This is a genomic window from Paenibacillus dendrobii (genome assembly GCF_009807035.1).
GTDB lineage: Bacteria > Bacillota > Bacilli > Paenibacillales > Paenibacillaceae > Paenibacillus_AQ > Paenibacillus_AQ dendrobii.
Map to the genome: position 1 here is coordinate 148678 of NZ_WUBI01000006.1, position 26782 is coordinate 175459.

General features: G+C 45.2%; 19 protein-coding genes. 16 read left to right on the plus strand and 3 right to left on the minus strand.

Annotation, left to right across the window (positions count from 1 at the left end):
- Nucleotides 1-45 precede the first annotated feature (45 nt).
- The 6 genes from GRF59_RS26595 to GRF59_RS26625 all read left to right on the plus strand — a co-directional run bounded on the left by GRF59_RS26595 (nucleotide 46) and on the right by GRF59_RS26625 (nucleotide 6296).
- Entirely contained in the window at nucleotides 46-1323 is a 1278-nt protein-coding gene (locus GRF59_RS26595; RefSeq protein WP_160500749.1) for a hypothetical protein, read from the plus strand.
- Between the two features lie 56 nt (nucleotides 1324-1379).
- The gene (locus tag GRF59_RS26600; RefSeq protein ID WP_160500750.1) at nucleotides 1380-2411 is read left to right on the plus strand and encodes a Gfo/Idh/MocA family protein; all 1032 of its coding nucleotides are present in this window, start codon (nucleotides 1380-1382) and stop codon (nucleotides 2409-2411) included.
- 16 nt (nucleotides 2412-2427) lie between these two features.
- A complete protein-coding gene (locus GRF59_RS26605) occupies nucleotides 2428-3372 on the plus strand; it encodes an HD domain-containing protein (protein WP_160500751.1) in 945 nt (314 codons plus the stop codon).
- Nucleotides 3373-3381: 9 nt separating this feature from the next.
- Complete coding sequence (locus tag GRF59_RS26610) at nucleotides 3382-4578, plus strand: tetratricopeptide repeat-containing glycosyltransferase (RefSeq protein ID WP_160500752.1); 1197 nt, start codon at nucleotides 3382-3384, stop codon at nucleotides 4576-4578.
- A complete protein-coding gene (locus tag GRF59_RS26615; RefSeq protein WP_160500753.1) occupies nucleotides 4568-5515 on the plus strand; it encodes an aminoglycoside phosphotransferase family protein in 948 nt (315 codons plus the stop codon). The genes GRF59_RS26610 and GRF59_RS26615 overlap by 11 nt, the downstream gene beginning before the upstream one ends.
- 592 nt (nucleotides 5516-6107) lie before the next feature.
- The gene (locus GRF59_RS26625) at nucleotides 6108-6296 is read left to right on the plus strand and encodes an IS3 family transposase (protein ID WP_272915034.1); all 189 of its coding nucleotides are present in this window, start codon (nucleotides 6108-6110) and stop codon (nucleotides 6294-6296) included.
- Between the two features lie 185 nt (nucleotides 6297-6481).
- On the opposite strand, the gene GRF59_RS26630 is transcribed toward GRF59_RS26625, so the two are convergent.
- Nucleotides 6482-7162, minus strand: coding sequence for a GTP pyrophosphokinase (locus GRF59_RS26630; RefSeq protein WP_237392071.1), 681 nt, complete (start codon nucleotides 7160-7162; stop codon nucleotides 6482-6484).
- 312 nt (nucleotides 7163-7474) lie between these two features.
- On the opposite strand from GRF59_RS26630, the gene GRF59_RS26635 reads away from it, so the two are divergent.
- A complete protein-coding gene (locus tag GRF59_RS26635) occupies nucleotides 7475-7951 on the plus strand; it encodes a GNAT family protein (RefSeq protein ID WP_160500755.1) in 477 nt (158 codons plus the stop codon).
- A gap of 128 nt (nucleotides 7952-8079) precedes the next feature.
- On the opposite strand, the gene GRF59_RS26640 is transcribed toward GRF59_RS26635, so the two are convergent.
- Nucleotides 8080-10359 carry a helix-turn-helix domain-containing protein gene (locus GRF59_RS26640; RefSeq protein WP_160500756.1) on the minus strand — a complete coding sequence of 760 codons (2280 nt, stop codon included), beginning with the start codon at nucleotides 10357-10359 and terminating at the stop codon, nucleotides 8080-8082.
- A 260-nt stretch (nucleotides 10360-10619) separates the two neighbouring features.
- Here GRF59_RS26640 and GRF59_RS26645 point away from each other — a divergent pair, with 260 nt between their 5' ends.
- The 8 genes from GRF59_RS26645 to GRF59_RS26680 all read left to right on the plus strand — a co-directional run bounded on the left by GRF59_RS26645 (nucleotide 10620) and on the right by GRF59_RS26680 (nucleotide 25034).
- Complete coding sequence (locus tag GRF59_RS26645; protein ID WP_160500757.1) at nucleotides 10620-11591, plus strand: ABC transporter permease; 972 nt, start codon at nucleotides 10620-10622, stop codon at nucleotides 11589-11591.
- A gap of 29 nt (nucleotides 11592-11620) precedes the next feature.
- Nucleotides 11621-12502, plus strand: a complete 882-nt coding sequence (locus tag GRF59_RS26650) for a carbohydrate ABC transporter permease (RefSeq protein WP_341480147.1) — start codon at nucleotides 11621-11623, stop codon at nucleotides 12500-12502.
- A 40-nt stretch (nucleotides 12503-12542) separates the two neighbouring features.
- Nucleotides 12543-14090, plus strand: a complete 1548-nt coding sequence (locus tag GRF59_RS26655) for an extracellular solute-binding protein (protein ID WP_160500758.1) — start codon at nucleotides 12543-12545, stop codon at nucleotides 14088-14090.
- Between the two features lie 33 nt (nucleotides 14091-14123).
- A complete protein-coding gene (locus GRF59_RS26660) occupies nucleotides 14124-14942 on the plus strand; it encodes a sugar phosphate isomerase/epimerase family protein (protein WP_160500759.1) in 819 nt (272 codons plus the stop codon).
- Nucleotides 14912-16186, plus strand: coding sequence for an MFS transporter (locus tag GRF59_RS26665; protein WP_202128896.1), 1275 nt, complete (start codon nucleotides 14912-14914; stop codon nucleotides 16184-16186). Before GRF59_RS26660 ends, GRF59_RS26665 begins: the two co-directional genes overlap by 31 nt.
- Before the next feature lie 398 nt (nucleotides 16187-16584).
- Nucleotides 16585-22683: a phosphodiester glycosidase family protein gene (locus tag GRF59_RS26670; RefSeq protein WP_160500760.1), complete on the plus strand. Its 6099-nt coding sequence runs from the start codon at nucleotides 16585-16587 to the stop codon at nucleotides 22681-22683.
- Nucleotides 22684-23007: 324 nt separating this feature from the next.
- Nucleotides 23008-23382 (plus strand): hypothetical protein, encoded by a 375-nt coding sequence (locus GRF59_RS26675; RefSeq protein WP_160500761.1) that lies wholly within the window; start codon nucleotides 23008-23010, stop codon nucleotides 23380-23382.
- 236 nt (nucleotides 23383-23618) lie between these two features.
- Nucleotides 23619-25034, plus strand: a complete 1416-nt coding sequence (locus tag GRF59_RS26680; RefSeq protein ID WP_160500762.1) for a DEAD/DEAH box helicase — start codon at nucleotides 23619-23621, stop codon at nucleotides 25032-25034.
- A gap of 86 nt (nucleotides 25035-25120) precedes the next feature.
- Here the strand turns inward: GRF59_RS26680 and GRF59_RS26685 are convergent, their stop codons facing one another.
- Entirely contained in the window at nucleotides 25121-25870 is a 750-nt protein-coding gene (locus tag GRF59_RS26685) for a class I SAM-dependent methyltransferase (protein WP_160500763.1), read from the minus strand.
- Nucleotides 25871-26172: 302 nt separating this feature from the next.
- On the opposite strand from GRF59_RS26685, the gene GRF59_RS26690 reads away from it, so the two are divergent.
- Nucleotides 26173-26766 carry a hypothetical protein gene (locus GRF59_RS26690; protein ID WP_160500764.1) on the plus strand — a complete coding sequence of 198 codons (594 nt, stop codon included), beginning with the start codon at nucleotides 26173-26175 and terminating at the stop codon, nucleotides 26764-26766.
- The last annotated feature ends 16 nt before the right edge of the window (nucleotides 26767-26782 follow it).

Consider the following 26782-nt stretch of genomic DNA (forward strand, 5'->3'; position numbering starts at 1 on the left):
ATTTCAAAAATGTATCAATCATTTTAGGAAGGGGAATTTTTAATTTTGTTAATATATAGTAAGAAATTTCTAAAACAGTTTAATGTTTATAAAGAAGAAAAAATAGATGATTTCATAAAGTTTCCAGCAGTTGATGATCGTTCTCATACGATGGCAAATGCAATAGATGAATTCTGCTTTCAGAAATTACCCATAATTGTGTTAAAAGATTATTTAGAACGTGGATATTCTCTGGATATCTTGGGAGTTTTCCCAGAGATATTTAAACTTTATTTTTATAAATTTAATTACAAAAACATTGTGGAAATAGGCTTTAATTATAATCCTAGAGTGAAATTTTACAATTACGTAAGACCACTTTTTTTTGTAGGAAACAACAATGAAAATGAAAAGAAAATTATCGTTTCTATTCCTCCTGGGGAGGATTACTTAAAGCACTATACCTCTATTCTGAGACACCTTATTAATAAACTTAGGATGGATGAAAAAACAATTAAAATATTTCGATTTCCTTTACACGAGAAAAATATTACTGAATGGACAGGATTAAACAATAATTTTGTAAAGAGAAATGATATCGTAATTCTTGGTTACACTGAGGAGATAGAAAATAATTTAAATAATAAAATGACTTTAGAATCTGAACATTACAATGAGTTTTATGGATCAAGAAGATATAAGTTAAATGGTAAAATCATTAATTTTCTTGGTGTTAAATATAGTTATTGGGGAAATATGAGTAAAAATATAACAAATAAATTACTATTTTTAGGAGCTACAGAAATAATCTACTCAGCAAAGTTAGGAACGTTAGTAAATTATAATGATATCTACAATAAAATATATTCACCCATAGAGTATATTGTTTTAGATTATACAAGGATAAAACATAAGAAGTTCAAGTTGAAGAATAATTTTGTGAAATTATTTCCAGAATTCAACAGTGGCTTACATTGCAGTGTTCCTACTATTCTAGAGCAGAATTATCGGTTTAGGGATATCGTCACAAATTTATCCATTAATTCAATAGATAATGAGATTTCCCAAATGGCAGAGGTTGTATATGAGCATAACCGTAAGAACAATTCAGATATAAGTTTTTTTGCTGTACATTTTCCTACCGACTACGTTAGAAAATATGACGAAAAGAACCTGGATACTAAATTCGATTTAAGTAATAATAGGTTGCCTTTGTCTAGTAGTAAGAAAAGAAAAATCATAAATGAAATTTCAAATTACCTGCATTACTATTTGGTATCATATACGGACCTTTCAATTAATAACTCAAAAATTAAATCGGAGATCATACCTTCTCGTGTCTAATCCAATCCTGAAAATGAAATTTTAAGAAACATCAAATTAATGAAGAGGAGTACAAAATGAAGAAACAATTGAATTGTGCCGTTATCGGTACAAGATTTGCTGCTCGTACTATTTTGCCAGCTATAACTGGATTACATAATGTGAATATTAAATATCTATGTGGTGGAGAGGACAAGCAAAAAACTAGAGAAATAGCTGAAGCATATAATATTAAAAATTATGAATTCACTTTTGATGAAATAATAAACGATATGGACCTGGATGCAATTTTCATTGCCACTCCACATCATTTACACTATAAAATGCTAAAAAAAGCTCTTACTACAAATTTTGCGATATTTATTGAAAAACCTATAGCTAATAGTGTTGAGGAGATTGATGAAATATTAAAATTGTCATATGGAAAAGAGCAAGTAATGCTAGTCACTCATCAGCTACCTTATTATCCGGTGTTTTCGAAAATCAAGGAAAAACTAAATTTGTTGGGAGAAATTTATTATGTCAACATTCAATTTCAAACCAATAGACTAACAAATTTAAAGCAGTGGAACTGGTCTCTTGATTCTAAACATGGCGGTGGAATGCTTCTGGCCATGGGAAGCCACATATTAAGCCTATTGCGGTATTTTTTTGGTGATTCTACTACATACAGCAACCTACAATCATATCAGGACAATAATGTATTGGCCGAGAAGGGGGAGGAGATAAACAAAATAAGTGATGCTGAATCATTATTTGAATTTCAGTGTTTGTTAAATAAAAATATAAGAACGAATGTTCTTTGTATCGGTACTGGTCACAGAGAGGATTTTTTGAGTTTGCAAATATTGGGGACTGACGGTGAAATTTATTATAAATCAAACGGTGTAGCACAAATTATATATAAAGATTCAAAGGTAGAATCCTTAGATTATGATTTAGATAAAGAAAGGTCTATCTGGAAGGTGGGGTATGAATATTACATAAATGAGGTATTGAAAAATATCGAAATGAAAGAAAAATTATATGAAGATGTGAGAAATACTCCGTTTGAGGTATATAAAAAACAATTTCTTTTCTTGGAAAAAATAAAAAATAACATTCATTAGATATGAGGTGAAAAGTATGAAGGGGTTTATGGATACTCTCTATGGGACTGATGAAATGGAGCAAGTGATTATTGATATTATTAATAGTAATGTTTTTCAAAGATTAAAATATGTTCATCAAGGAGGGGCTGGTTTCTTAGTTAATGAAAGGTGGAATGTAACAAGGTATGATCATTCAATTGGCACTATGATTTTAGCAAAAAGATTAGGAGGGAATATTCAGGAACAAATTGCTAGTTTATTACACGATGTGTCCCATACTGCTTTTTCACACGTCATAGATTATATATTGAAAAATAGAGATGAAAACTATCATGATACAAACTGGAGAAAGGTTATAGATAATTCTGAAATTCCATTAATTTTGAGACAACATGAAATAAAAATAGAAGAAATTTATGATGTGAATTATTTTGCGTTAGAGGCTGATCTACCTTCCTTATCTATAGACAGAATTGATTACACGTTAAGAGATATGTTTCATCAAGAAGAAATTACAAGGGAGGATATAAACAATTTTTTATCTTCTCTATCCACAGATAATGAACAGATCTGCTTAAACTCCACTAAAGTAGCAGAATGGTTTTTTAAACTTTACTACAAGGAAGTTATTGGCTATTTTAAGAATCCGCTTAATTTATATGTAAATGAAACGATGACAGAAATACTTCAAACATCTCTTGAGAAAGACATAATAACCATTGAAGACTTTCAACTTACAGATGATCAATTGTTAAATATAGTGAGAAATTCCGAAGATGATAACATTATAAGTAAATTGGACGAACTGATTAGTATGAAGAATAGTACAACTCAAACAAAGCTACCCAATGATTATTCAATTAAAGTTAAAACTAGAATTATTGATCCTATCGTATTAATTGAAAATAAGAGTTATAAATTAACAGAGATATCAGAAGAGGCAAAAAAAATAAATAACCAAATCACCCAGACAAATTAGGAGGTTTTCATGTCGATATCTGTATGTATACTAGCCAAGAATGAAGAGATGCATATTTTAGAATGTTTGAAAAGTGTAAAGGATATTGCAACAGAAATAATTGTAATTAATAATAACTCGACTGATAATACGAAGGAGATAGCCTTGGATTTTGGTTGTAAAGTTATTGACAGTCCTCATACCGTTTTAGATGAGGGCAGGAATTTATATCTAGAAGCTGCTACATCTAAGTGGATATTTATTATTGATGCTGATGAAAGATTGGATGATTTCACTAGAAATGAAATTCATAAGTCGATAAATGAAGCTGAAAAAAATGAGCGAATCTTGGCTTTAACATTAGATTCTTACCAATATATTGGTAAGGGAAGATGGGCTACTATCAAATTAATCAGAATGGTTAGAAATGGGGAAAATATAAGATATCAAGACACACCTATACATTCTGACTTAGAGACTTCTGTGCTGGAAAATAACGGAGAAATAGCTCACTGCAAAGCATTTGTTCATCATATTGATATTTTGATTAATAACCGAACTAAATTTAAAAGGGAGAGATATAAAAATCACATTATAGAGATGTTGAGAAATGAAAAAATCACATCAATTACAGGAGGATATCTCACTTGTTTCTTAGGTTTGGAATACGCAGCTATGAATCAATTTAATGTAGCTGAATCTCTTTATATTCAAGTCATTAATGATAATAAAGAAATTAGAGATTTTGCGAAGATTTTTCTAGCTCAGAATTACATAATGCAACAAAAATTTAAGGAAGCAGAAAGAACAATTACAACCTTGGAAAATGCGAATAATACTATAGATTATCAAATAACACCAATATTAACTGAAATTCATAGAAGTAAAGGTGAATTAGATATAGCAATAAATTTAATAAATAATTCTATAGAAAAGGAACCTCACCTAGCTCATAACTACTTAAATTTAAGTATTTTATATCAAGATATCAATCCCTTGAAGTCTATAGAAGCCATAGAAGATGCTAGTAGGATAAATAACTATGTGACTAATCCTATTATTAATAAAATAGGGGAGTCTCCGAATATATTTCACCAGCAAACATGTATTATTGATTCAAAATTTACAACGGTAGAAATTATGGAGAAATGTTGCAGAAAATTAGATTGTTTCGAACGATTTAGTCATTTATTTAGTGAAGATCGAGGTTGGATAAATGTTATATAGTGCAGATTTAGAATCGATAATCCCGTATTACAATAATTGGAGTGAAATCAGATTCATAGATAAAGGATTGTCAACGGATGACAAATACTACGTTAAATCAAAGTTAGATAAACAACAATATATAATAAGAATTTCCAGTGTGAATATTTTAAAAAGGAAACAGCATGAATTCGAAACAATGAAAAAAATAGATGAGTTAGATTTACCGATTCAAAAACTTATTGAATTCGGAGTTTGCCCAAACAACAACTATATTTACTCCTTGTATTCATGGATAGATGGAAGAGATTTAGAGGGTGAAATCTTATTTTATAATGAAAGTGAACAATATAGCATCGGTTTTAAAGCAGGGAGTATTCTTCGAAACTTACACCAAGGGAATATTATGCTAGAGAACTATAATTTTATTGAATCGGTAAGAAGGGATTTAGATAAACAAAAGGAAGAATACGACTTATGTAGATATAAAGTATCGAATGATAAGAAGATAATGAACTTTATTCAAGAAAATATTAACTGTCTTAAAGAAAGACCGTACACACTTTTACATGGCGACTTTCATATTGGAAACTTAATAATTAATGATAAAAAAGATGTGGGTGTCATCGATATGAACTGGTATAAATTTGGTGATCCATTCGAGGAATTTAAAAAGTTAATGTTTCTTTCGAGGAGAGTAAGCAAGGAATATGCTACAGGCCAAATTGACGGATACTTTAATTATGAAATTCCAGATAACTTCTTTAGAATAACTGCAGTTTATGTGGCTATCAATATTTTATTTAGTACTTTATGGTCAAGCAAAATAGGACCTGAGGAATTAGAAAGGGATCTGAAGAGAATAAATATGGTATATGATGATTATAATGGATTTTCAACCAATGTACCTAATTGGTACAACAATAAAAATGTTACGAAACATATCGAAGGTTCATGATAAGGTATACTGAAGGGGCTTAACGTGGAAAAAGACATCAAGCGAATGTAAGAGCACCCCTTAGAATAGACATTGGAAAAACCCCTTAGGTTATCCGATGAAATTCTAGGGGGTGCATTTTTTATGGCTATTAAAGGTCAAAAGTTTATGACGTATTCTGAAGAACTTAAAATGGAAGCAATTCGCTTGCATGTAGAGGAAAAAAGGACGTAACGGAAAATCAACAATCATTTGGGAATCCAAGATCAAGGTTGGATGAAGCGTTGGATGCGCAAATACCGTGAACAAGTTGATTTTGGTCTACTAGATCAGTAGCGATATGTTCAGCAGTTGAAACGGGAGAATGCGATGCTAAAAAAGTGTTTGGAAATCTGGATGCGGGAGGGAAAGAACAGCGCTTCAAGCTCATCGAACAAGCAGCGAACATCGTCCAAGTAGCCGAACACTGCCAACTCCCTGGCGTCTCTAGGGGGGGTTATTACGCGTAATTGAAGCAAAAGAAGAATGACCGAGATGCCGAGGCTAAACGACTCCTTCGCACCGTGTATAAACGCTACGAAGGAAAGTATGGCTACCGGGAGCCCAGCTGTTCTTGTGGCAGGATGAAGGTGTATGGATGAATCACAAGAAGGTACTGCGTCTTATGCAAAAGCTTGGTCTTCAAGCCAGTATTCGCCGGAAACGTCGATTTAATATGACATACCAGGCTGCCGAGCGTGTGGCTGATCATCTGCTTAAGCGAAATTGTTCGCTAAAGCATTCGCCAAGCAAAAAGACGTGACCGGATTGGCCGTACACAGCGACCAAGGGTTCCAGTACACGTCTCATGCTTATTACGTAAAATAAACAAACTGACGCCGGTACAGTACCGACGCCAGTATGCAGCCTAGGTGTTTTTTCGTTGTCTACTAAATGGGGTCTTCACCAGGATGGTATCGGATTTTCTTTGGACTTGGCAGACATCGCTTACTCTATCTTAGAGACCAGCTTAAGCAAATTTTCCGGAATTCTGAATTTCTCGTTGTCGATCAGCAATTGAAAATCCTCTTTGGCATCGGACTGATGGGCCAGCTTGATTTCTTCCATCTCGTTGTGAAGCTGCTCCATAGTGGTATCCAAATCAAAGGCCGTGTCTGCGGCTTTTTTTAGATCTGCAATCAGCCGATCCGGCACCGTTTCATTGCATTTGTAGAAGATCTTATGCTCCAGGCTCGCCCAAAAATCCATCGCAATGGTGCGGATTTGGATTTCCACGCACATGGATTCCTCGTGATCGGACATGAACACGGGGACTTCTGCCAGGATATGAAGGCTTTTGTAGCCGTTTGGTTTCGGGTTTTGAATATAGTCCTTGACGGACAGAATCTTCAGATCGCTTTGGCTTTGCAGCATTTCGCTGATTCTGTAAATGTCCGAAATGAAGGAGCAGGTAATCCGGATACCCGCGATGTCCTTAATGATATATTTGATGTCGGATAGGGAATTGGCTCCGCCTTTGCGCATCAGCTTTTTGAAAATGCTCTCCGGAGATTTCAGCCGGGATTTGGTATGCTCGATCGGATTGTAATCATGCAGCAATTGGAATTCCTCTTGCAGAATCTTGATCTTCGTTTCGACTTCCTGCAAAGCAAACTTATATTTCATCATAAATCGCTTAAGCTCTTTTTGGATGACTCGCATTTGTTCAATCGGATGATCTGACACAGTATACCGTCCTTTTTGTATAGATATTATGGTGAGGCGTGCTGCCTGTTTGATATTAGTATGAACGTTATTTTACAAGGCTGTCAAATGGCTGTTATGGGAAGGTGAATTATTGCGATCCGTCGTATCTATGGTAGAATAACGAAGGACAATAACCTATGCACAATCAAGTGGACAAGTAGGGAGCGAATGGACACCCTGCTTCTTTTTTTTTGAGACGATATGTCGTGAAATATACAATGAAGGAGATCAGAAATGCCAACGATTATAGCGAAGCCGTTTGATCCAGACATGCAGCAAGTGTTAAGTGAAATCACAACGGCCTATCATGCTGGGGAATTAAGTGCGAAGGAACCCTCCGAATTGCCGGAGGAAATCTATACCATTGAGGCTGAAGACACGATGGTGGGGTATGGCGTCGTGTGGGAGTATCATAACGGGAAACAGCTGATTCAGAAGGCGGAACGAGATTATTTCAGCGCCGACGAGAGATATCTCGAAAAGGACTTCTATATCGATATCAAAAGTCAAAGGGATTTCGTCTTTATTGAAGCATTGGATGTGCTAAAGGAGTTTGAAAAAAGAGGGTATGCTGCTTCCTTCGTAAACTGGCTTAAAGCGAAATATCCAAACAAAAGAATGTATGTATATACCTTGGATAAATCACGCAACTTTTGGTTTAAGCAAGATTTCGAGGTCTTGGGGAATACACCTTGGATGACCTATAATTGAATAAAGACCGGTAATAATTCATCGAAGCAACCTCTTATCAAGTAGGGGCTGCTTCGTTTTGATTCGCAGAGAAAAGCTTTACCCATCCTAAGCGGTACTGATTCACACCTATCTCCAGGGTCCCGTTGTTACATGTTTTTTTTATGCATCTCCCGGTACTGTCCTGGCGTCATGCCAGTATGCTTCTTGAAGACACGGACGAAATAGGGAGGATTGTACTGAACTATGTAAGCGATTTCATTCACCTTGAGATCGGTAGCGAGAAGCAGCTCCATGCACTTGCACAAACGCAGCCGGGTCACGTAGTCGATGAAGTTTTCTCCCATTACTTGTTTGAAGCCTCTGCTGAGTTTGAATACGCTGACGCCATACCGATCGGCATACTGCTCAAGTGAAATATTCGACAGGAATTCTTCGCGCAGATCGATCTCGATCTTCTCGACTACTTCCTTCATCGCGGTATTGTAGCTTCTGGACAAGGCGTTCACGTAAGGCCGGATGACCTTGATTTGAAACCATTCAATCATTTCATGCGTCTCCCGGATTTGGAGCAGCATCTCGAACAGTTGCGCGTCTTTATAAAGATGATGCGGGTTAATGCCCGATTTCCATACCGCATCGTAAATGCTGCCCAGCAGCTTTAACATTCCTTCTTGAACCCGCAGTTCCGTCCCCAAATGATGCTGAAGTACGGTCATAAATTCGCGAACATGAAGGACTGCCTTTTCCTCTAAGCCCATTCGTAGGTCATGAATGATCTCCCTTTCCAGTTCAAACGGGAACGTTGCCGATGAATTCTCCTCCGAGATGAAAAAATCTTGGACGTCAAGCAGTTGGTGTTCTTCGGTCATATTGCGATAACGCAGCGTTCTACGGGCCTCTTCCAGCATCTCAGGTGTATGCAAAACGGATTCGGACGTTCTGCTGATTACGATCGTTACTTTCAGCCACAACAAGCTTCCGATTGTTGAGACGATATCTTTGGATAGTTGGAGGAGAATTTTTTTATGGTCCTCTTGTGTCATATCCTTGGACATTACCAGCATAGCTCCCACATGCAAATCCTGGAAGTTAAAAACGTGGACATGCTGTGCTCTTGAGCTGCAAAGCTCATCAATGATGTTTGTTGAGGCGAACGCCACGAGTTGCTCATCCTTGCCTGAAACTTTTCCACTCGCCAATCCATGCAGCTTGACGACGAGAAAGGCAAATCTTTTATCATGAATATTCCATTCGAACTGCTGAAGTCTTTCGGCCACGTCCTGCTCCGTCAAATGGACAAATCTCCCTTGGAAAAATTGCTGCAAGAACCCTTCCCGGAGGTAAGGTAAAGACTGTTGGATCCGTGTTTCCAACGCATGCCTTTCCGTAAGCTGCTGCTTCCACTCGGCTTCGATGTAGGCAATCTCGCTGCTAGACGGAACACCAGCACCTTTAGTCTGATGAAACAAATTCAATAGTCGTTGAATGGGATGATATAACCTATTGGAAGTGATCCAGGAGATGGCGAGCGCGATGACGAGACCAAGCAAACTGACGAGAATGATCGCTTTCGACATCGCTGTGACCGGTTGTGTAATTTGCGTAATGGGTGTTGCCGACACATAAATCCATTTGCTGCCGAGTCTGGATATCTCGCCTTGGGAGACGGAATAGTTTAGGCTATTGAATTTATGCACGAATGTGCCAGCGGGTATCTGATTCGTAAGGACTGCTTGCTTCAAAGCTTCCTTAAGTGCCATGTGACGAGGATCTTCGGCATGCTTGTCCGTCGTGATGAGGGTTCCGTCCATTTCCATCATAAAAGCGATTCCTGCATCGGAAGCGAAGCTGTTGACCAGCCGATCAAGAACCTTCTTATCGAGAAAAACGAGAAAAGCGCCAAAGGGTTGCACGTTGGTCTCGATCGGAAGTTTGACCACAATCGCCTTTTTCTGCTTGATATCTGTAACGTAAATACTTTGTTTGCCGGCTAGCAGCGCATGATAAAGCTCCTTCTCGCTTCCATCGATAACAGGGTTCACGCCATTAAGATCGCTGATCACTTTCTCGGCGTTTTCCAGATACAGCGAAATGGATTCTATCAATGGATTGGATTGCTTCATTAGCTGCAGCGATTTATAGAGATCCCGCGTTTTCTCGAATTGTTGGGCGAAATTAATTCCGTTCAACGATTCATTGAAGTCGGGATTAAAGGCGAGCTGCGCCGAAAAAAGCTCAAGTTGGGTCAAATATTCGTCAAACCGCTGGATCGTTTGTTCTAGCTGCGTCTGATGGGCATTATTCAATTCTTTGATAATTCTATCCGTGCCGACGGAATAAATGCTGACTCCGATAAGAACGGCGGGAAGACAAGCGGCGATCAGCACGACGATTAGATTTTTCCAGTAAAAGGAACCTTTTCTCATTCTCGCTCGAATCATTAGTCCGGACCGCATCCTTTCGGGAGGTGATCATATTGTATATCCCGTTCAAGCATTCGGCAATTACTAATCGTTAATATATCGGCTTTTGCAAAAGAGTGCAATAGCCGGAAATGGCCGTGCAAAAAGAGATTGGTTGGCGGAAATGGCCGTGCAAAAAGAGATTGGTTGCCGGAAATGAGTTCGCTTTCCTAGTATGAATCCATACAGTCGTCATCAATAAATCACGAAATGGAGGTTCATGGATGAATACAAAGGATGGCAACGCATCCGTCCCGATTTTAGAGGCACACACGACTAAGAGGTCGTTGCATCGAGGAGTCTGGTCAGACTTGAAACGGGATAAATACTTATATGTGTTGGGGCTGCCGGGAATCATTTATTTTTTGCTTTTTAAGTACATCCCCTTCAGCGGGCTTATCATTGCGTTTGAAAATTACAGCCCCTATCTAGGTATTCTCAAGAGTCAGTGGGTGGGATTCGAGCATTTCCAGCGGTTTTTTTCCAATGATGATTTTTATTTGCTGCTGAGGAACACGCTTGCGATCAGCTTGCTGAATTTGTTGTTCTTTTTTCCATTCCCGATCATCTTGTCCTTATTGCTGAATGAAGTGAGAAACAGCGTGTACAAAAGAGTCATTCAATCGATTGTCTATATCCCGCATTTTTTCTCATGGGTCATTATCGCAGGATTAACCTACCTTATGCTCTCGCAGAGCGAGGGTCTGGTGAATGAGTTGCTGGAAGTGCTCGGCATGGCCAAGATCGGGTTCCTAACGAATTCTAACTCATTCTGGATGATGCTCACCGCGCAATCGATGTGGAAGGAGGCTGGCTGGGGAACGATTATCTTTCTTGCCGCCATCGCCGGAGTGGACCCGCAATTGAGTGAAGCGGCCACCGTAGATGGAGCGGGACGTTTCCGGAAGATGTGGCACATCACGCTGCCCGCCATCCGGAACATCATCATGATCTTATTGATCTTGCAGCTCGGCTCGATTATGGACACAGGCTTTGAACAAGTGTATTTGATGACAAACGGGGCTGTATCCGAAGTTTCAGACGTGTTCGATACGTACGTGTACCGGTCCGGAATCCAACAGGGACAATTCAGCTACAGTACGGCGGTTGGCCTATTTAAATCGGTTGTCGGGGTTGCGTTGATCTGCATGGCTAATTTTCTGGCTAAACGCTTCGGCCAGGAAGGCGTATTCTGAGCGTTTTTGAAAAGGAGAATGAAGCTGACGTGAAAAAGAAAATAAGCGACCACCTCTTTGAGGTGTGCAATATAGGCTTTCTTGCCTTAATCGGGCTTGCCACGCTTTTTCCGATTTACTACACGGTCGTTCTGTCCTTTATGGACCCGACCGAATATTATCAGGGAAAACTGACGCTTTTCCCCTCAAAATGGACCATGGAAGCTTATCGTTATCTGCTCTCGACAAGGACCTTCATCGATGCCCTCAGCGTAAGTGGATTTTTGGCTACAGTGGGTACGCTGCTCAGTCTTACCGTAACCTCAGGCTTGTCCTATATGCTGTCGAGAAAAAGATTGCGGTTCAGAAGACCACTCATGTTTTTGATTCTGCTCACGATCCTGTTCCAACCAGGATTAATTCCTTCTTACTTTGTCGTACGCGAACTTGGTTTGCTTGACAGTGTTTGGTCGCTCATTATCCCAAGTCTGACGGGTGGTTGGTATGTCCTTCTTATGAAAGGCTTCTATGACAGTATTCCTGACAGTCTCGAAGAAGCAGCGAGAATCGACGGCTGCAACGAAATCGGAGTCTGGTTCAAAATCATACTGCCTTTGTCTTTACCTGCTATGGTTGCCTTCGGCTTGTTTTATGCAGTCGGCTACTGGAATACATTTTTTAGCGCCGTGATGTATATCAATGACCACACCAAATGGCCTCTGCAGGTTATATTGAGGAATATGCTTACCGATCCCACTTCTGCCATGTCGGGCAACGGCCTTCAGCAGCTGCGGGAGGGTGCGAAAAAAATGCCGTCGGAGACATTGAAAATGGCGGCTGTGGTCGTGACGACATTGCCGATCATGTTGGTGTACCCGTTCCTTCAGAAGCATTTTGCCAAAGGGGCAATGGTTGGTTCTGTGAAGGAATGATCACATAGAAGTACAATATGTATAAGGGAGGAAATAGAAAATGAAGAGGCGCACACGTCTGACCCACTTGACCCTTGCTGTACCGTTGGCATTCTCTCTTGTTCTTACGGCATGCGGGGGCAGCGATTCGGCCAGCAACCAAGGAGAAGGTGAAAGTAAAACGTCTGGGAAACCGACTGAAATTACGACAGCGATCATGAACTACGAAGCCGATATGGTGGGCGAGGACAATGTCGTATGGAAAGAGCTCGAAAAAAGAACGAATACGAAACTGAAAATCACCTGGATTCCGGAAGCGTCATTTGATGAAAAGCTGAATGTCATGCTTGCTTCGGGGGATTTACCCGAATTGACTTATGTGGAGAGCATCGATACCCCACAGATCAGAAGCTTGATTTCGCAGGGTGTATTTTGGGATCTTACTCCCTTTATCAAGGATTATCCGAATATGAACAAGCTTCCGAAGGAAACATGGAGCAATAGCAAAATTGACGGGAAGCAGTATGTCATTCCGCGCTATTACCCGATTGTCGGTGGGGGGTTATTCCCGATCTTGAGACAAGACTGGCTCGACAAGCTAGGGCTGAAAACCCCGGAGTCACTTGATGATCTTTATCAGGTCCTGAAAGCGTTTACCGAAGGCGATCCGGATGGGAATGGCAATAAGGATACGATCGGCATGGCAGGATATCTTGGTTCGTTCAACTTCATTTTTAATGTGATGAACGAAACGGGAGGTGCATGGAAACTCCGGGACGGCAGCATCTATCCGTTGATTACGGAAGACAAATCCAGAGAAGCACTGCTCTATGTTAAAAAATTATATGATGAAGGGCTGATCTCACCAGATTTGGCCATTTTGAAGCTGAATCAGGTGCTGGAAGCGGTGAAAGGGAACAAGGCGGGGGCAGCCTCATTGTCGATGGCTTACTCATGGGAGGTTACCGGGGAACTGAGGAAAACACTACCAAATGCGGAATTCAGAGCGCTGCCTTATCTCAAAAGTACAAATGATGTGAAGTATGTTCCTGCTACCGGAGGTTTTTACGGGGCTTACTTGATTCCGAAGAAAGTTTCAGAGAGTAAGGTGAAAAGCATTCTGAAGTTCTTGGATTACGGTTACAGCCAGGAAGTAAACGACCTTGCCAACTATGGCATCAAAGGCGTCCATTACAACGAGGAGAACGGTCGGAAAATTTCCACGGAGCAGGCGAACAAGGATCTTGTTAAAGTAGGAGGAAACCTTGGAAGCATTTGGCGTCCCTTGGGCTTTGCACAGGTCATCGATAGTGTCGGGATCGCCAACGACGTTTACGAGCAGAACAAGAAAACTATTGATGAAAGATTGAAATCTTATCTTAAGGACCCTGCACTAGGCGTCGTTTCAGATGCTTACAATAAGTTCTGGCCGGATATCGACAAAAAAGTTACCGACTTCCGGGTTAAGGTCATTCTTGGTCAGGAATCGATCGACGCCTACGATCAACTCATCGCGAAAATAAAAGAAGATGCAAACTATAAGAAAGTGGTAGAAGAAATGAACGCAGCCTACAAACAAAGGGTTGCTGAGAATGGATTGGGCGAATAATGCAAGAGAATGTTGAAGGGAAGTGTGGAAACCATGAAATCAGATAGGAACAAACGAACGAATCCTGCTGACTGGAGAATAGCGACATCGTGGAGCCTGCGGGATGGTCATACGCCAGCCGCTATGAAGGTGGCCGGGCTTAGCAGCGTGGAGCTAGTGCTGGATTACAAAAATCTTGAGGAAATATTCTCCGATGGGAAGCGTCAATTATTTGAAATCTCGGTGCAGCAATTACACGATGCCCAAATGGAGCTTTGGTCCGTTCATTTGCCATTCACCCGGGAATTGGATATTTCAGTGACGGATCCTGTTCACAGACGCGCCGTTATCGAAGCGCAAGCGGAACTGCTTCAAATGGCCGCTTCGTGGAACGTACAGCATGCGGTTATTCATCCGAGCTACGAGCCAATCGAGGACGATGAAAGAGAAGCGCGGATCGCCGCATGCAGCGAATCGCTTCGCGAGCTAAGCTCTCTCGCTACTTCCATGGGCATACGTCTAGCGGCTGAATGCTTACCACGCACTTGTTTGGCTAATACCAGCGAGGAAATGCTGCGCCTTATTGCGGACGCGCCGGAATGTGGAGTCTGCTGCGACGTGAATCATTTGTACCAAGAATCTCCTGCGTCGTTTATCCGTACATTAGAAGGCCGGATTACTACGATTCACATATCCGACTTCGACGGTATTGATGAGAAACACTGGATGCCCGGGGAAGGAGTCATTGATTGGAACGATGTTCTGGATGCATTAGCAGATATCGGGTACAACGGTCCATTTCTGTTTGAAGTCATCAAGTCCGAACCGGAAGCACTGGTGACATGCTACAAAACATTATTGGAAAGAACGTGACAATGGTCAACAACAAACGGCCGGTCATCGTCATCTCGCTCATCACGGCTATTTGTCTACTCGGCGATTCGATGTTGTATGTTGTACTGCCGATCAGGTGGCAGGATTTTGGCCTTACTTCCTTATGGGAGGTAGGCGTGCTGCTCTCGGTCAATCGCCTTATCAGGCTTCCGCTCAATCCGCTGATTGGCTGGATGTATAAGAGAATGTCGAAAAGGGCTGGCATTCTGCTTGCCGTGCTGCTCGCAGTTGTAACGACGGCATCGTATGGAATGGCGGGGAGCTTTTGGCTGTTATTTATCATCCGTTCGGTTTGGGGGATCGCATGGAGTTTTCTTCGATTGGGTGGCTATTTTACGATTATTGAGCTGTCGGATAAAACGAACCGTGGTCAGTTTATGGGTACATTCAACGGATTGACAGGCATTGGCAGCCTTATTGGTATGCTGGCGGGCTCGTTCGCTGTCGAATGGTTCGGCATACGGAACGTCACGCTAGTTTTCGGCCTTGCCGCATTGGTAGCGGTGCCATTCGTTCTGAAATATGTTTCGAAAGGCAAGACGGAGGCGGATCATGGCGTACACGTCGTCGGCGGAGAACAAACGTTAAAGATTTGGCGAGAGCCATTCGTAGTTTGGACACTTGTCTCGGGCCTTATGACGGCGATGGTGTTTCAAGGTATGTACAATTCGACACTAAGCCGGCTCATTCAAGTGCATGAATCAACCTACGTGCAATTATGGACGTTATCGCTCGGTGCCGCATCGCTCGCCGGCATTTTACAGGCAATGCGGTGGGGATTGCAGCCTTGGTTGTCACCTTGGATCGGCAGAAGGTTCGACGTCGCAAAAGATCAAAGCCGCATGTTTGTTGTCTTGCTTGTCGGTGCTTCTTGCTTGCTGGCTATTGTGCCGTTTCATATGCCATTCGCTGTGTGGCTTGCCCTGCTCCTTGGATTGCAGCTTGGGATTACTGCCGTCAGTACGGTCGTTGACGCGCTGGCGACCGATGCATCGATGCGCGGTGTATCAAAATTGGCTGTCATGACCGGCTATACGATGGCAACCGATCTTGGCGCATCGTTAGGCCCATCCATCGCGTACACGCTGGACGGTATCGTTGGAACTTCATCTATTTATTGGTGTGCCGCCGCCGTTCTGCTTCTTCTGGCGGTTCGATGGCTGACACCATTTCAGGAGTCTCACCGACCGATCCGTACGACTGCGTTACAAGAGAAGAAATGATGGAGGAAATTAAATTCGCACCCCACGCAAGTGCGAACTAGGAATCATGCTCTACGCCTCACACGAATGAATATTTTCCCAAGCCCATCCCACTAGGGATGGGCTTCTCTGTGCCTACATGCATTTCGGGATAACTCAATTAATGTCGAATCCTCGCTCATTTCGGAAGTAGAACCTATGATATGGAACTTTTTCCCTAGTCCACCGGAACCTTATATTTTCTGAAATAAAATTTTATAGTAATTACAACTATATTTAGTTAAATTTCAAAATAAAATTTTACAAGAATTTAACGAAAACAAGGAAGGGGGCTTACTGAGCACCGCTATACTTTTCTGAATTGGCGTTCTACGAATGGCCCTGATTTCTAATCACTAGAATAGGAGGTAAGTAATAGAATGATAAGGAAAAGGACGAAAAGGATATGGTCATCGCTCCTTAGCGGCGCGGTGATGCTGTCCATGCTGCTCCCGGCCCAGCAGGTGCTGGCTGAGCAAGCGAGTGCGAGTGAGGTAGGCGGAGGTGTTGTCGATGAGAGGCAGATACAGATTGGACCGGGTGCAACCTATACGTGGAAGAATATGAGGTTGGATCGTGGGCTGGAAAAGCTTCATATGGTGGAATTCGATCCGAAAAATCCCGCGCTGTCGCTTGAGCCGGGCATGACGGATGGTAAAGTGTACGGCATGCAGGGCGTCAGCAAGATGGCCAGCGATGCCGATCAAGAAGGAAACCGAGTCATTGCGGGTGTGAACGGCGATTTCTACGATATGTCTTCCGGCGTGCCGCTGGGCATGTTCATGGGTAGCGGTACGATGCTGACGAGTCCGCCGGATGATTGGTTCGCCTTCGGTATGAAGGCAGATGGTACGACGGTATACGGGCCCAGCCCGAAGCTGGCGCGGACGCTGACGATTGGCGGCAAGCCAGCGGAACTGAGCTCCATCAACCGTTCGCGGGGGACAAGTGATCTGGTGCTGTATACGCCGGATTTCTACGCAACCACGATGACCAATGATCTGGGTGATGAAGTGGTGCTTGATGTGGTTAAGGGGGAAATGAAGAGCGGGCAGACCCTGCAGCTGAAGGTTGAGCAAATACATAAGGACAAGGGGAATACGCCGATTGTCGCAGGCAAGGTCGTATTATCTGCTTCGGGCAAACAGCGTGACATTCTCTCCGGCCTGAAGGCTGGCGATGACGTTGCCTTGAGTTTAAATCTGGAAGGGACTTGGAGCGATGTGACGATGGCGATCGGGGGCTCGACGCTGCTCGTCAAAGACGGGGTGGCCCAGCCTAATAGCGATCCTGCGGCGCATCCGCGTACGGCAGTCGGGACGAAAGCCGATGGTTCTGTCGTGCTGCTCGAAATCGACGGCCGCCAGCCGGGTTTCAGTGAAGGTGTGACTTTGGCCGAGCTGGGACAGGTCATGAAGGATATGGGAGTCGTGAATGCGATCAACATGGACGGCGGCGGCTCGTCGACCTTCATTGCCCGGATGCCTGGCGACACGGGAAGGAAGCTGCTGAATTCGCCTTCGGACGGCGGAGAACGCAAGACGGCAAACGGCCTATTGCTGGTGAATAAGGCGCCGGAGGGAACAGCGGATAAGCTGGTCGTTTCACCGGAGCTGCAGCGCGTGCTCATCGGCTCGGCAGTATCTTTCAAAGCTGCCGCAGTCGATGCGAATCTGCATCCGGCGGCCTTTAACGGTACGTTCCAGTGGAGCGTCAATCCCAAGATCGGAACCATGGACGATCAAGGAAAGTATACCGCGGGTACCGATGCGGGCACGGCCGGCATAACGGTTACATCAGGAGCATTAAGCGGAAGTGCCAAGGTTGAGATCGTGGATACGTTGACTGAGCTTTCATTTGGCGATGAAGTGAAGAGCTTTGCCCCCGGCAAATCGGAACAGCTGAAGATCACGGCGCTTCGCAACGGCCAGGTCATTCAGGCGGATAACAGCCAGCTCCAGTGGCGGGTGGAAGGACCGATTGGCACAATTGACGGAAACGGCGTTTTCACTGCCACCGGCGAGACGGAGCAAAGCGGAAAAATTGTCGTCAGCTATAAAGGCATCGAAGCCTCCGTTGACGTGAACATCGGTCAGCCGCCGGTTGTGCTGGAGGACTTCGAAAAGGGGTTGGATGCGTATCTTCCATCGGCAGGCGCCCAGTTCAATTCGACGAAAGTGGGCATTGAAACCGATGAGGATCTCGTACGCTTTGGCAGCGGATCTTTGAAGCTGGAGTATGACTTCACCGGCAAACCGGGGACGTCGGGCGCCTATCTGCAGACGAAAAGCGCTGACGACAATATCGAGATTCCGGGCTATCCGGAGAAAATCAGCATGTGGGTGTACGGCGATGGCAAGTCCCACTGGCTGCGTGCACAGCTGCGCGACAGCAAAGGGGCGATTCCGCTTGATCTTACCGATCAGACCATTGGTGTCGATTGGGTAGGGTGGAAGTATATCGAAGCGGATATCCCGAAGGGGCGAACGCTGCCGCTGACGATGGATATGCCTGTACGTTACATGGAGACGTCCGGCGCGAAAAAGGATGCCGGTGTCATCTATGTCGATCAAATTCGCGCGCTGTACGGCCCGAATGAAGACGACATGGAGCCTCCCGTTTTGAAAAACAACTCGCCAGCGGAAGGCGATACCGTTCATAAGAATCAGCCGGTCATCACGGTTTACGGCGAGGATGCAGGCTATGATCCGGTGAAGCATCCGGGCACGTCGCTGATTGATCCGGATTCGATCCGGTTCGATCTGGACGGCGTGCGCGTGCAGCACACGCTCTATCCGCCGGAGGGGAAAATCTACTATACGCCGGTGGCGCCGCTGGCAGACGGGCTTCATCAGGCAAAAGTGTCGGTGAAGGATCTGTCTGGCAACAAGACGACGAAAGCCTGGACCTTCAATGTCGATACCGGAGCCTCCAAGTTGACCTATGATACGCCGAAGAGCCTGTATGCAGGCCAGACGTATTCGGTGGATGTGACAGGAGTGAAGTCCGCGGATCTGAAGGATGGGGAGCTGAGCCTTGCTTTTGATCCGTCGAAAGTGGAGAATATTAGCTTCATTCCGGGCAGCAAATTGAATGCATCCCAGGCGCAGGCTGACATCGACAGCAGCAAGGGAACGATTACTCTGACGTTTAGCGGTCTCAATAATGCTTCATTAACCGACGAAGACGTCATTGGACAAATTCAATATGATGTGAAAAAGGATGCCTCCGGAACGAATATCATCCAATTCGTGTCCGGCAGCGTATCGTTTGTCAGCACGGGCAGCGTGCATTACACTTTCTTCGGTCTGCCGATCTCTTCCGAGATCAAGAACAGTCTGTCGGTGGCATGGAATGAAGATGGAAACATCCAAGGTTATGAGACCGTATTCCAGGTCAAAGGGGAATCGGGAGCTCCGGCAGAAGGAGCACAGATTCTTGTCAACGGAGACGTTATTGGAACAACCGATGCCGAAGGTCAGTTGAAGACCAGCGCTCTTACTTCGGCAGTGAAGACTTATAAGGTGCAGGCTGCAAAAGGAAACTTCTACAGCGCGGTGGCTGAATTCAAGGTGTCTCCGCTATCCGGATCGGAAACGCCATACAATATCAACGTGAGCATGGGCGAAGATCCTGCGGTGTCGAGAGGATTCACCTGGCATACGAACCCGGCCACGGTACCAACCGTCGTCGAACTCGCGAAGCAGGCGGATTTTAGCGGATTTGACCAAGCCAACGTCCAGAAAACGGAGGGGACAAGCTACCTGTATCAAACCTTGGATCTGGGTGCTGTCCGTGTTCATAAAACTGTTGTTAACGGACTTGTGCCGGGTACGGCTTACGTCTACCGAGTTGGAGATGGCAATGGGCATTACAGCGAGCAAGGGAGTTTCACAACAGCCGGGGCTGCCGGTGAACCAACTAAGTTCTTGTATTTTGCGGATTCACAGGCTGGTGATCTCGCAGGGTACAAGCTGTGGGGCAACACGGTAAAAAAAGCGTTGGAGAATACGCCTGATGCCGAATTCATGGTGCATATCGGCGATATGGTCGATAAAGGCTTTAACGAGCAGGAATGGAAATGGTGGTTCAGCGAGGCCCAGGAAGCACTGCTGCATACGACGCTGATTGGTGCCATCGGCAACCATGAGGTTATGGGCACGAAGGAAAACAATGATTTCCTGGCCCATTTCAATCAGCCGGGGAACGGGCTGGATAGCCTGAAGGGAAGTAACTTCTCCTTTGATTACAAGGATATTCATTTCATGGTTCTAAACAGCGAATACCAGTATGAAGAACAGCAGCAGTGGCTGGAGAAGGACTTGTCGGAAACGACGAAAAAGTGGAAAATTGCAATCTTCCACCGTGGTCCGTACGGCAGTATCTATGATACGGCGGACATCAGACGACTGTGGGCACCTGTCCTGGAAAAGCATCAGGTCGATCTGGTTTTGAACGGACATGATCATATCTATCTTCGGACGTACCCGATGATGAATAACCAAATCGTCGAAGACGGCAAGGGGACGACTTATGTCGTCGCAGGGTCCACCGGACCGAAGTTCTACTCGCTGACCCAGCGCGACTGGCAGCGGGTGACGGACGATGAAGCTACTCAAATGTATGCTTCGGTTGAGGTGGATGGAGATCAGCTGAAGTTTGTAACCAAGACGGTAGGCGGCCGTGTCGTCGACGAGTTTACGTTGTCCAAGCAGACAGTGGCTCCCGAACGTGTCGATATTGAGGAGCAGAATCTGCAGCTGGCCGTAGGCGAGGCGAAGCAGCTTACCGCGCATGTGAAACCGGAGGAGACCGCGGATAAGAGCGTAACGTGGTCCGTGTACAGCTCCGAGCCTGCAGACCAAGAGGTTGTGACCGTATCGCCGGAAGGCCGGGTCACAGCCCGCGGAATGGGAACAGCCGTCGTGAGAGCGACAAGCACGGTAAATCCTGAAGTGCATGGTGAGACGACGATTACGGTGAACCGGATTCCGGATGGATCAATGGATTCCTTATCCTTCAAGGGCAAGGCTACCCTGAAGGCGGGTGAGACGGACCAGACCGTAACGGAAGCTGTGTATCAGGACGGAACGCATATTCAGCTTTTGGATGGCGTGGTATACGACAGCAACCAGCGCGATATCGCATCCGTGGATGAGCAGGGAATGGTTACTGCATTGTCGGAGGGAACAACAGTCATTTCGGCGACTTATGACTCCTTCCATGCAGAATATGTACTAAACGTTCAAGCTGCCGGGAATCCGGGGGGCGGCGAAGGCAATGGAGGAGATCCGGGCAATAATAACGGCGGAGGGACGGCAGGTTCGGTCACTCCGCCAGTAGGACCTCCTATACAGCCGGAGAATACGGGGAGATGGAATGTGTCCGCAAGTGCGCTTTCTGCACTTTTGGCTAAAGGACAGCCTGCCTTCAGTACGGACAAGCCGTTTGAAGAGCTGATTCTGCCTGGCAATGCAGCCTCGCTGCTGAAGGAGACACCGATCACGGTGAACGCCGGCAATGTTGGATTGACCATCCCTGCTGAGGTTCTTCGCTCTTTAAGCGAGCTGGTGCCTGCCGAACAGCTGGAAGGAAGCACGATGAAGTTGAGCGCAGTCCGTTTGAACGGAAGCGAAAGTGAACAGTGGGTGGCAACGAAGGGGCATGAATCAGGCGCTTCCCTTCGCTTGGGAAGCGACCTGCTGAAATTCGCTTTGACCATTACCACGAAGGACGGCAAGGTTTATCAGATATCCGAACTGAACAAGCCGATTACGCTGCTGCTTCCGGTAGCTTCCGATGTGAACCGCAAGCTGACCGGAATCTATACACTGGATAGCTCGGGTGCGCTCAAGTATATCGGAGGGGCAGCCGCCAATGACCAACTGAGAACCGAGATGTACAGTCTTCAGTCAGAATATGCCGTATTAGAATACAGCAAAATCTTTACGGATACGGCTGCGCACTGGGCCGCGAAGGTGATTCAGGAGCTGGCCGCGAAGCATCTGGTCGAAGGTATCGACAGCAGCCGGTTTGCGCCGGATCAACCGGTCACCCGCGCGGAAATGGCTGCATTGCTGGTGCGCTTGCTGGATCTGAAAGGAGACGGCGTGACGTCATTCCAGGATGTATCTGCGGATAAGTGGTACGCCGAAGCCATCTCTGCTGCCGTTAAGGCTGGCATCGTTCAAGGCGTCGACGCAACGAGTTTTGCACCGGATGCGTTGATTAAGCGTCAGGAAGCGGCCGCGATGATCATTCGAGCCTACAAGGTTGCGGGAGGTCAGATCGGCAGCAATGGCACGGCCGCATTTAACGATATAACCGATTCGCCGGCATGGGCGCGGGAAGCGGTGCAGTCTGCACATGCAGCCGGTTTGATGCAAGGTCAATCGCAGCAGCGGTTCAATCCGCAAGGGGCTGCAACCCGCGCGGAAAGCGCACAGATCATCTATAATATCATGAGCAAGCTGAAATAAGCAGCATGACCAATGCAAGGCAGGGCCAGCGAAATGCAGGCCCTGCCGTTTTTTTATTCAATTGACGAGCGGTGGAGATGCTTTAAAGCCGACAACCTTGATTTCAGATGCAGTGTGAAAAACTTTCTAAAGAAATCAAGCGAATGAGGCTTGTTGTCTTTTTTTGGGTAATAATATATAGAAGGCAGCTTGAACTATCCGCATAAGAGGAATTGACATTCATAACTGTGTTTAGTATGATTACAGTACTTCTTTTGTTACTTTTCTAATTACAGTTAATGGCGTGTGAGTTGATATACATTTGAAGATAGGGGTGGAATGATGATGACATTCGAAATAAGCGATTGGGTCCAAGGAAAGACAGTAGATGGTGAGTTCGTTCACGGATACATTGAAACGGTCGGACCCCAGCAAGAAATCGTTCGGGTACGTGTCGTTCAGTCGGATAATCCGAAGGCAATAGGCAGAACCATTGCTCTGCGTGGCCCTTGGTTGAAGCAGCTCCCGGTTAACCCCCTTGGAGATCAGAAGAACCTTGAAAGTCTGATTGACCTTGCCCTGTCCACCTCGGATGAGACATGGTTTCAAGAGCTGACAGACCAATTGAACGCGCTGAATACTAAAAAGCACAAGGGTGCTCGGGACCTTCGGATCAAAGGCTCGGTGGTTAACCGCTTGGGCTTATACGAGAACAAATAACTTATTCGAGCACTAATAAATAGAAGCGAAGCCACGGATGATTCCGTTGCTTCGCTTTTTTTCAACCTTAAAATAAGCCCATGAAGGAGACGGGGAAATATTCCGCTTCTTTTTTGATGCCTATCTGTGGTATCGTTATGTGTTATGACGTAAAAGAACGGCTTGTGGAGACTCTATGATGAGATGCCCAAAGTTACGTGTATACGAATACATGTGTTCAAAATGAAGGAGATAACATGACATTTAATGATTTGAATATCGCCCCTGCGATTTTAAAAGCGTTAGCCAAAGAAAACTATACGAAACCTACACCCATACAGGAACAGTCGATCCCGGCGGTGCTGGCAGGCAGAGACTTGCTTGGCTGCGCCCAAACGGGCACGGGGAAGACGGCTGCATTTGCCGTTCCCACCATTCAGCTGTTAAGCCAGCAGCCTCATCAACCGGGTACGGTGCGCCGCATCCGTTCATTGATTTTGACGCCGACCAGGGAACTCGCGCTCCAGATCGATGAAAATATGAAGGCGTACAGCCGCTTTACGGATATTCGCTGTTCGGCGATTGTAGGCGGAGTTTCGCAAAAGGTACAGGAGCGGGCGCTCCAGCAAGGCGCAGACGTGATCATTGCAACGCCGGGCCGACTCATCGACCTCATCAATCAAAAGCGCATCGATCTGCAGCATGTTCAAATCCTGGTGCTGGATGAAGCCGACCGGATGCTGGATATGGGCTTCATTCATGACGTGAAGAGAATCATCGCCAAGATGCCGGTGAAAAAACAAACGTTGTTCTTCTCGGCGACCATGCCTCCGGAAATATCCAAATTGGTGAAAACCCTTCTGGTCGATCCCGTCAAAGTGGAAATTACCCCGGTGTCTTCCACGGCCGAACGGATTAAGCAGTCCATTTATTTGCTGGCGTCCGGAAACAAGCAGAAGCAGTTGAATGAATTGATGAAGGATTCGACGATCGTTTCGGCACTGGTATTTACGCGGACGAAGCGCGGCGCTGATCGGGTTGTCAGAGATTTGAAAAAGGTGAACGTTTCGGCTCAGGCCATTCATGGCAATAAATCGCAGACAGACCGGCAGATTGCTCTGAAAAACTTCAAAAGCGGGGTCACGCGCGTACTGGTCGCGACGGATATCGCCGCCAGAGGCATTGATATCGATGAGCTGTCCCATGTCATCAACTTCAACCTGCCGAACATTCCGGAAACTTACGTGCACCGGATCGGCCGTACCGGAAGAGCGGGATTGAGCGGAACGGCGATCTCCTTCTGCGAAGTCGATGAACTCCCATTCCTGAAGGACATCGAGAAGCTGATCGGCAAGAAAATTCCGGAGGTCACTGGACATGACTTCCCAATGCCGAAGTCCTCGAAATCCGTAAAACCGCAGCAGCCGCCAAAACCAGCCGCAGCCAGAACCGGCAAGCCAAAACCAAGCGCTGCCCGCAAGCCGAAGGATCAGGAGCCTCGTCATGCGAAGGAAACCTCCTCCCGCAATTCCAAGGGGAACTCAGCGCGTAATTCGCAAGAGAATCCGTATCGCAAATCGCGGGGGAGCAGCAAGCCCCAAGCAAATCCGAGCGGCAAACCGAGATCCGAACGGTTCCAAAAGAAAAGCCAAACGGGCAGCTCCCGTTCGTAGAATCGGTTGATATCTTTTGATTCGGAGTTTGAAAGTGGATTCTGTACAACGAAACAGCCTGTCTGCATCAGCAGACAGGCTGTTTTTTATTTCTCGGCAATGATCATGAACCGCGCGGAGTTGGACCTGATACCTTGATCTGTTTGGTTTTCTTCAATAAACCGGTGCAGGATTTGAAAATCCGTATCGCTCTGGCCGAAGTCCGGTACAATGGGGGTGAATTTCAACAGAAAGATGAGATCTTCAATCGATGAATAGTATTCAGTGGCGTCGTATTTAAAGGTCTGGACTCGGGAAAATCCGGCATTCTGTAATTCTGCAGCATAGCGATCTTGGAGAATGCCCTGTTTGATGTTCCATGCCTGTCCTCTTCCAAAAGCCTGTTTTAAATTGATTTTATCGCCTTCGCTGACCTGCTGGGTAAGGAAAACGCCATCTTGGGTTAGTACGCGTGCCGCTTCCTTGGCATTGAATTCCGAATGTCTGCAGGTCACCAGATTAAAAAACGCCTCCGGGAAATGCAGCTGCTCCGCATTCATGTGCAAAAATCGCACATTCGGCTTACCGGACCTGCCGAGATTGTAGGCCGCTGTTTCCAACATGCCTTCAGACTGGTCGATGCCGATCAGGAGCAAGGCTGAATCCGCGATGGCTAACAAGGCTTCGCCGCCGCCGGTACCGATATCGAGCAGAACATGCCCAGGTCTGCAAAGCGAGGTCACTCTATCGTGAAAATTCCATGCTTCCCCTTCAACAATAACGTTTAATCGGCTGAAATCCCAACCGTTTAATCGTCCTACTTCATTGTAAAAATGCTTGTATTCATTTGGGTTCAACGTGTAGCTCCACCTTTCAAATCAGGAATCCGTTCATTCGAAAAAAGATGATTTCTGCGATCAGAGGGCAGACGAGTCCCTCGATAGCTGGCACGCGTTTTGATCCAGCCCGATCTTTATGTACTTCGAACGATACGGAAAAGCATCCCATTCACCTCACTTGAAAGAATATATCTATCATATTTCAAGAAATGCTGTCTAATCAATGACTAAAAATGTAATATTATGGATTGTGATGATTTCCTGTTTTTGCTATCCTTTTAATAACAGATTAAAAGAATCGATGAATTGAGGTAGAGACGATGAATCGTAAGATGATATTAACGACGGCCGCATCCCTGGTCATTGGCGTTGTCGCCGGAACGGGCATTATGATGAACGACCAAGCCTACAGCTCAGTAAAACAGGCCGTGGGCGGCGGAACAAGCAACTCCGTTGGTCAGATCGACATCAGTGGAATGGACATAGAGACAGCCCTTCAGGCCGTACAAGGAGAACGCACGAAACTTCTGGATCAGCAGTTGAGCCAGCAAATCGCCGACGTGCAACAGAGAAACGAACAGCTTGCCGGCATGAACAACCTTCTGAATGATATTAACAACGCGAAATCCCAGCAATCTTCTGACGGGCAATACACCCTTCCGGATAACGTGGCTAGTCAGCTAAAGGATCAGGGGTTGGGCGATGGCTCGAAGACAAGCTACACGAAGGATGAGCTCGACAAGGCTGCCCAGGATGTGAAGGGGAAAATTGATTCCATGAGCAACTCCCAGCAAATGGACATGCTCCGGTTGCAGTCGTTAAGCAACAAGAGGAACGAAGCTTTTGACGTCATGACGAATTTTGTGAAAAAAATGCAAGATTCCAGAAGCAGTATCATCGGAAATATGAGATAATTGAAATGTGAATTGA

Coding starts and splice junctions, on each gene's coding strand:
- GRF59_RS26655 (WP_160500758.1), top strand. CDS start 12,543: ATGAAGAGGCGCACACGTCTGACCCACTTGACCCTTGCTGTACCGTTG.
- GRF59_RS26660 (WP_160500759.1), top strand. CDS start 14,124: ATGAAATCAGATAGGAACAAACGAACGAATCCTGCTGACTGGAGAATA.
- GRF59_RS26640 (WP_160500756.1), bottom strand. CDS start 10,359: ATGAGAAAAGGTTCCTTTTACTGGAAAAATCTAATCGTCGTGCTGATC.
- GRF59_RS26690 (WP_160500764.1), top strand. CDS start 26,173: ATGAATCGTAAGATGATATTAACGACGGCCGCATCCCTGGTCATTGGC.
- GRF59_RS26635 (WP_160500755.1), top strand. CDS start 7,475: ATGCCAACGATTATAGCGAAGCCGTTTGATCCAGACATGCAGCAAGTG.
- GRF59_RS26670 (WP_160500760.1), top strand. CDS start 16,585: ATGATAAGGAAAAGGACGAAAAGGATATGGTCATCGCTCCTTAGCGGC.
- GRF59_RS26675 (WP_160500761.1), top strand. CDS start 23,008: ATGACATTCGAAATAAGCGATTGGGTCCAAGGAAAGACAGTAGATGGT.
- GRF59_RS26605 (WP_160500751.1), top strand. CDS start 2,428: ATGAAGGGGTTTATGGATACTCTCTATGGGACTGATGAAATGGAGCAA.
- GRF59_RS26600 (WP_160500750.1), top strand. CDS start 1,380: ATGAAGAAACAATTGAATTGTGCCGTTATCGGTACAAGATTTGCTGCT.
- GRF59_RS26665 (WP_202128896.1), top strand. CDS start 14,912: ATGCTACAAAACATTATTGGAAAGAACGTGACAATGGTCAACAACAAA.
- GRF59_RS26680 (WP_160500762.1), top strand. CDS start 23,619: ATGACATTTAATGATTTGAATATCGCCCCTGCGATTTTAAAAGCGTTA.
- GRF59_RS26630 (WP_237392071.1), bottom strand. CDS start 7,162: ATGATGAAATATAAGTTTGCTTTGCAGGAAGTCGAAACGAAGATCAAG.
- GRF59_RS26645 (WP_160500757.1), top strand. CDS start 10,620: ATGAATACAAAGGATGGCAACGCATCCGTCCCGATTTTAGAGGCACAC.
- GRF59_RS26615 (WP_160500753.1), top strand. CDS start 4,568: ATGTTATATAGTGCAGATTTAGAATCGATAATCCCGTATTACAATAAT.
- GRF59_RS26610 (WP_160500752.1), top strand. CDS start 3,382: ATGTCGATATCTGTATGTATACTAGCCAAGAATGAAGAGATGCATATT.